This is a genomic window from Oscillibacter sp. UBA6647 (assembly GCA_002455655.1).
GTDB lineage: Bacteria > Bacillota > Clostridia > Oscillospirales > Oscillospiraceae > Oscillibacter.
Genome location: DKLF01000060.1, coordinates 1 through 5,052, shown reverse-complemented (window position 1 = coordinate 5,052; position 5,052 = coordinate 1). Strand labels below are relative to the sequence as shown.

Here is a 5,052-nt window from a genome sequence, read left to right as displayed (position 1 = left end):
TCCGGACTATACCGTCGGCTCTGGATTTGCACCAGATCTGCAGATCAATCGAAATTGACCGCTCGTGGGCTGATTCAAGCCTAATTATAAAAAGCTGAAATTACCACCGGTGGGGAATCACACCCCGCCCTGAAGACACGTATTCAGTTGCTTTCTGCCCATTAGTATACGACGGCGGCAAAAAAAGTGCAAGAGGGAAATATGTCCTAAAAGAAAATTTTCGACTTTTTTTATGGGTTTTCAAATTGGACTTTACAAATAAGAACGTCTGTTCTATAATGGTGCAGAATAATACCTATTAAAAAATATCGTCCGGCTACTGGCACAATACGCAGCTTGCCGGAGAAAGTCCTTTTTGCCAAAGGGGACGAAAGGGAAAGGGGGGAACCGCGAATGCGGGGAAGACAGTCGGCCTGCTGCTTTACGGGGCATCGACCGGGAAAGCTGCCCTGGGGCTATGAGGAGAGCGACCCTCGCTGCGCGTCCCTGAAGATGCGGCTGTTGGATGCGGTTGAGGCCGCCTATGCGGAAGGATACGGTCACTTTCTGTGCGGCATGGCGCAGGGCTGCGATCTATATGCCTGCGAGTGCGTGCTGGAGCTGAAGCAGCGACACCCGGAGGTGACGGTGGAAGCGGCAATTCCCTGTCCCTCGCAGGCAAACGCCTGGTCCGAGGCGGAGCAGGCGCGGTATCGGCGGCTGCTTGCCCAGTGCGATTATGAGACGGTGGTTTCCGCCGCATACAGTCCAAGCTGCATGCAGCGCCGGGACCGGTATATGGTGGATCACGCGTCGCTGCTGATCGCCATGTTCGACGGCAGCCCCGGGGGTACCCGCTATACCATTGAATATGCCATGCGACGGGGACTGGACGTGGTGGATTTGCCGATTGTGGAGGAAACATGATGAAGGAATTAGCTGTTTTTGCCCCGGCGAAGTTGAATTTAACGCTGGATATTCTCTGCCGCCGGGAGGACGGCTATCACGATTTGAAAATGGTCATGATTTCCGTGGACTTGGGGGACACGCTGATGGTTCGCCTGCGGGAGGACCGAAAGATTCTCGTCCGCGTTCCCGGCACGGATTTGCCAGAAGGGGAGGACAATCTGGCGGGCCGGGCCGCCCGGATATTTTTTGATGAAACCGGGTCTGCGTCCGGTGCGGAAATTACCATTGAAAAGCGTATTCCCGCGCAGGCGGGCATGGCCGGGGGCAGCGCCAACGCGGCGGCGGTTTTGCGCGCCCTGCGGACGCTGCTGCACCCCGCGTTGACGGACCGAAAATTGGAAGCAATGGGGGAGCAAATCGGCAGCGACGTGCCCTACTGCGTCCGGGGCGGAACGGCTCTGGCGGAGGGACGGGGAGAGCGGCTGACGGATTGGCCGCCCATGCCGCCCTGCCGGATCGTGGTGTGTAAGCCGGAGTTCGGCCTGCCCACGCCGGAGTTGTTTGGACGGGTGCGGGTGGAAAAGCTGCGGACGCATCCCGACCACGAGGCCCTGCACGCCGCTTTGCTGGGAAAAGACCTGCGAGCAATGGCGAAATTAATGGTCAATGTGTTTGAGGAGGTCCTCACGCCGCAGGAGGCGGAGACAATTGGGGACATCAAGGCCCGGCTGCTCCGCTTCGGTGCGGCAGGCGCGGCGATGACCGGCTCCGGGCCAACGGTGTTCGGCCTGTTTGAAGACGAAACGGCGGCTCGTGGGGCGTTTGATGCGCTGAAAGCGGTATATCCCCAGACCTTTTTGACCCGGCCCGCGCCGGAGGTATGAAATTCTGCGTTTCTGTCCAAACTTTTACAAACGGGTCGATTGCCCGGTACATCACCCGCCTTGCAGCGGGAAGGTAAAGGACGGAAACGGTATGGAAAAGACGAAGGAGCGCCGCGCTCGCCGAACGGGCCGCGTGCTGGAAATCGCGCTGGGGATCGGCCTTGCGGCGGCGCTGGTGTGGGGGACGTCCTCGCTCCACCGCCAGCAGGTGCTGGCGGACCGCGTGGTGCGGCTGCATATTCTTGCGAACTCCGATTCGAAGGAGGATCAGGCTTTAAAGCTGCGGGTCCGGGACCGGCTTTTGGAAAGAGCCACGGAAATTCTGGAAGCTTCGGAAGACCGGGCGTCGGCGGAGAAGGCCCTGCGGGCCGCTTTGCCGGAGCTTCAGACTTTGGCGGCGGAGGAGATCGCAACGGAAGGATATACCTACGCCGTGACGGCGGAGCTTGAAGAAACCACCTTTCCCACACGGGAATACGAGGATTTCACCCTTCCGGCAGGTGATTATCTGGCATTGCGGGTGCTGATTGGCGAGGGCGCGGGGCGCAATTGGTGGTGCGTGGTGTTTCCGCCCCTTTGCACAGCCTCCACCACCAGTCTGGCTCAGACTGCCATGTCGGCGGGACTGAGCGACGACGACGTAAAGCTCATCACAGAGGACGGAGGCGGCTATGCTATCAAATTCAAGTCCATTGAGCTTTGGGAAGCGCTAAAAGAGAAACTTTCCTGAAGAATGCTTTTAAAATGGAATGTCTGTGGACGTCCATAGGCGTGTTGCCCATTGAACTTCTGATTGATAAGGCTTTCGTTTATCGGCTTGCGGCTTTCAGCTTTGTGATTTATGAGTTCGATATGTAAGAGATAAACAAACGGCTCCGCCGGAACATTGTTCCGGCGGAGCCGTTACAGATATGGGATACATATGCGCAGCCGCATAGAATGGCGGCATACGGCGCGGCGCGAATGAAATGAATGTCAGGGGAGGGAGCTCACAGCAAAGGGACGCTTAGTTGTCTTTTAGCTGGAAGCGGTCCACCAGCTCCCGCAGCATCTGCGCCTGCGCGGACAGCTCCTCGCTGGAGGCGGCGGTTTCCTCCGCCGTGGCACTGTTGGTCTGCACCACGCGGGAAATCTGCTCCACACCCTGAGAAACCTGCTCAATGGAGCGGGACTGCTCGTCGGAGGCCTGCGCAATCTGGTCCACCGCCTGTGCGACGGACTTGATGTCCTCCACCGTGGAGAGGAGGGAAGCGGCGGTGTCGTCCGCCAGAGCGCTGCCCCGCTGGACGGCTTCCGTAGAAGCCTGAATCAGGTCGGCGGTTCCCTTTGCGGCCTCGGCGGACTTGGAGGCCAGATTCCGCACCTCGTCCGCCACCACCGCAAAACCCTTACCGGCGGAGCCCGCGCGGGCAGCCTCCACGGCGGCGTTCAGGGCCAGAATGTTGGTCTGGAACGCAATGTCGTCGATGGATTTGATGATGCGGCTGATCTGGGCGGAGCGCTCGTTAATATCGCTCATGGCGGAAATCAACTGCTGCATCCGCTCGTTGCTCTCGGAGATGCGGGTTGCGGCAAAGTCCACATCGTTGCTTGTTTTACGGGAAGCGGAGGCATTTGCGCGAACCTGCTGAGACAAATCATCGATGGTGGCGGACAGCTCCTCCACGGCGGAGGCTTGCTCCGTTGCGCCCTGAGAAAGCGTTTGCGCCCCTGCGGAGAGCTGATCCGCGCCCACGGAAACCTGATCGGACGCCTGATTGATCTGCGACAGAGTCTGGTTCAGGGAGACAGAGATGTTTTCAAGAGCCGCCTTGATGCGGGCAAAGTCGCCCAGATACGCGCGCTTCAGGGTAAAGGTGAGGTTGCCTCCGGCGATTTCATCCAAAACGGCGGAGATTTCGTCGATATAGTCCACATAGTCGTGGAGACGCTCCGCGGTTTTTCCGAAGTTGGCCGTTAGGGTGCCGAATTCGTCGCCGGAGAGGTGGTCCAGCTTGACGGTCAAGTCACCGTCGGCCATGCGGCGGGCCGCAGCGTCCAGCTTCTTTACAGGGGTAATGACGATCAGACGGCTTATAATAAAAATCATGGCGATGAGAATTACAATGGATACAAGAGCGATGGTGGAAAGCAGAGTGGTCAGGAAATTCAGATCCTGCAAAATCTCCGCTCTGGGGACATAAGAGACCGCCACCCAGTTGCAGCCGGGCACCTGCTTGAGGTCCAGAGCAATTGCGTCATTGCCGGAGCCGAAGGTTTGAAGGCCGTATACCCCGCCGGTAATCCACTGGGACACCTGCGTGTAAAGGGGGTTGTCGGTAAGCTCGGAGAGAACCTGACCCGAAAGGGCGTCGTCTTTGTGGCCGATAATCATATTGGTGCTTGCGTCCACCAGAAACGCGCTTCCGGTCTGCTCAAGCTGCACCTGCTTTACAACGTCGGAAAGCGTGGTTAAGTAGATGTCCGCGGCGGCCACACCGCGAACCCCACCATTCTTATAATGTAGAGGGGCGGAGAGACTAACCACGTTCATTCCTGTGATAATATCCAGATAGGCGGAGCCAAAAACGAAGTCGTTGGCAACAAGCCCTTCCTGATACCACACTCTTTCCCGGGGGTCGTAACTGGCGTCGGGAACGAAGCTCTGGTGGACAAAGGTACCGTCCGTGGTGGCAAAATAGAGACCGTCGGGGAAATCGGCATCGGTTCCGGCGATGTGCCGAAGATACGCCAACTCTTCCTCAGGGGTCATGTTCATGTATTCCAGTGTATCCAGCTCTGAATTGAGCGTAGAGGTGACACCACTCATCCACGACTGGACCATGCTGACCACATTGTCGGTGCTGGCCTCCAGAAGGTCGTCTCCTCTTTCCAAGAGAATTTTAGAGGTTGCGGACTGGATAATCACCAAGATCGCGATGATGACCACAGCAATAATAGGAATCAGGGCAATCAGCAGCTTTCCCTGAATACCAAGCCCTCTTCTGCGGCTTGTTTTGGGGGTCAAGGAGGTGGAACTTACGTCTGCTGCGCGCTCTTTTACATTCTTCATAATCTGTTCTCCATCCTTTCAACGTCAAGATGCGTGCAGGGCCGTATCTGCGCTGAGGAGCCTCACGCTTTAGCGATGATTATTATAAATGTTTGGTTAAATTATTATAACAGTTTGAATTCGACAATACAAGACAGAGAGATACATTTTCATAAAAGAAATTTAGTATATACGAAGAATTGTATATGGTTGTTTTTAACAAAAAGTACGCAAAAATTTTTATTTTTC

4 protein-coding genes and 1 riboswitch are annotated in these 5,052 nt (G+C 56.5%); of the genes, 3 read left to right on the top strand and 1 reads right to left on the bottom strand.

Features of this window, described 5'->3' with window-relative positions:
- A riboswitch (FMN riboswitch) is annotated at nucleotides 1-141 on the bottom strand.
- 252 nt (nucleotides 142-393) lie between these two features.
- The 3 genes from B2W96_RS04725 (at nucleotide 394) to spoIIR (ending at nucleotide 2,502) form a co-directional block, all read left to right on the top strand.
- A complete protein-coding gene (locus B2W96_RS04725; protein ID WP_293009048.1) occupies nucleotides 394-906 on the top strand; it encodes an SLOG family protein in 513 nt (170 codons plus the stop codon).
- Entirely contained in the window at nucleotides 903-1,772 is an 870-nt protein-coding gene (gene ispE, locus B2W96_RS04720) for a 4-(cytidine 5'-diphospho)-2-C-methyl-D-erythritol kinase (RefSeq protein WP_293009046.1), read from the top strand. Before B2W96_RS04725 ends, ispE begins: the two co-directional genes overlap by 4 nt.
- A 91-nt stretch (nucleotides 1,773-1,863) precedes the next feature.
- Nucleotides 1,864-2,502, top strand: coding sequence for a stage II sporulation protein R (gene spoIIR, locus B2W96_RS04715; RefSeq protein WP_293009044.1), 639 nt, complete (start codon nucleotides 1,864-1,866; stop codon nucleotides 2,500-2,502).
- A gap of 276 nt (nucleotides 2,503-2,778) precedes the next feature.
- Here spoIIR and B2W96_RS04710 read toward each other — a convergent pair whose 3' ends face one another.
- Nucleotides 2,779-4,824 (bottom strand): methyl-accepting chemotaxis protein, encoded by a 2,046-nt coding sequence (locus B2W96_RS04710; protein ID WP_293009042.1) that lies wholly within the window; start codon nucleotides 4,822-4,824, stop codon nucleotides 2,779-2,781.
- Nucleotides 4,825-5,052: the final 228 nt, after the last annotated feature.

Bases quoted from the DNA above. Each gene is read 5' to 3' on its own strand.
- B2W96_RS04725 (WP_293009048.1), top strand. From the start codon at position 394: ATGCGGGGAAGACAGTCGGCCTGCTGCTTTACGGGGCATCGACCGGGA.
- ispE (WP_293009046.1), top strand. From the start codon at position 903: ATGATGAAGGAATTAGCTGTTTTTGCCCCGGCGAAGTTGAATTTAACG.
- spoIIR (WP_293009044.1), top strand. From the start codon at position 1,864: ATGGAAAAGACGAAGGAGCGCCGCGCTCGCCGAACGGGCCGCGTGCTG.
- B2W96_RS04710 (WP_293009042.1), bottom strand. From the start codon at position 4,824: ATGAAGAATGTAAAAGAGCGCGCAGCAGACGTAAGTTCCACCTCCTTG.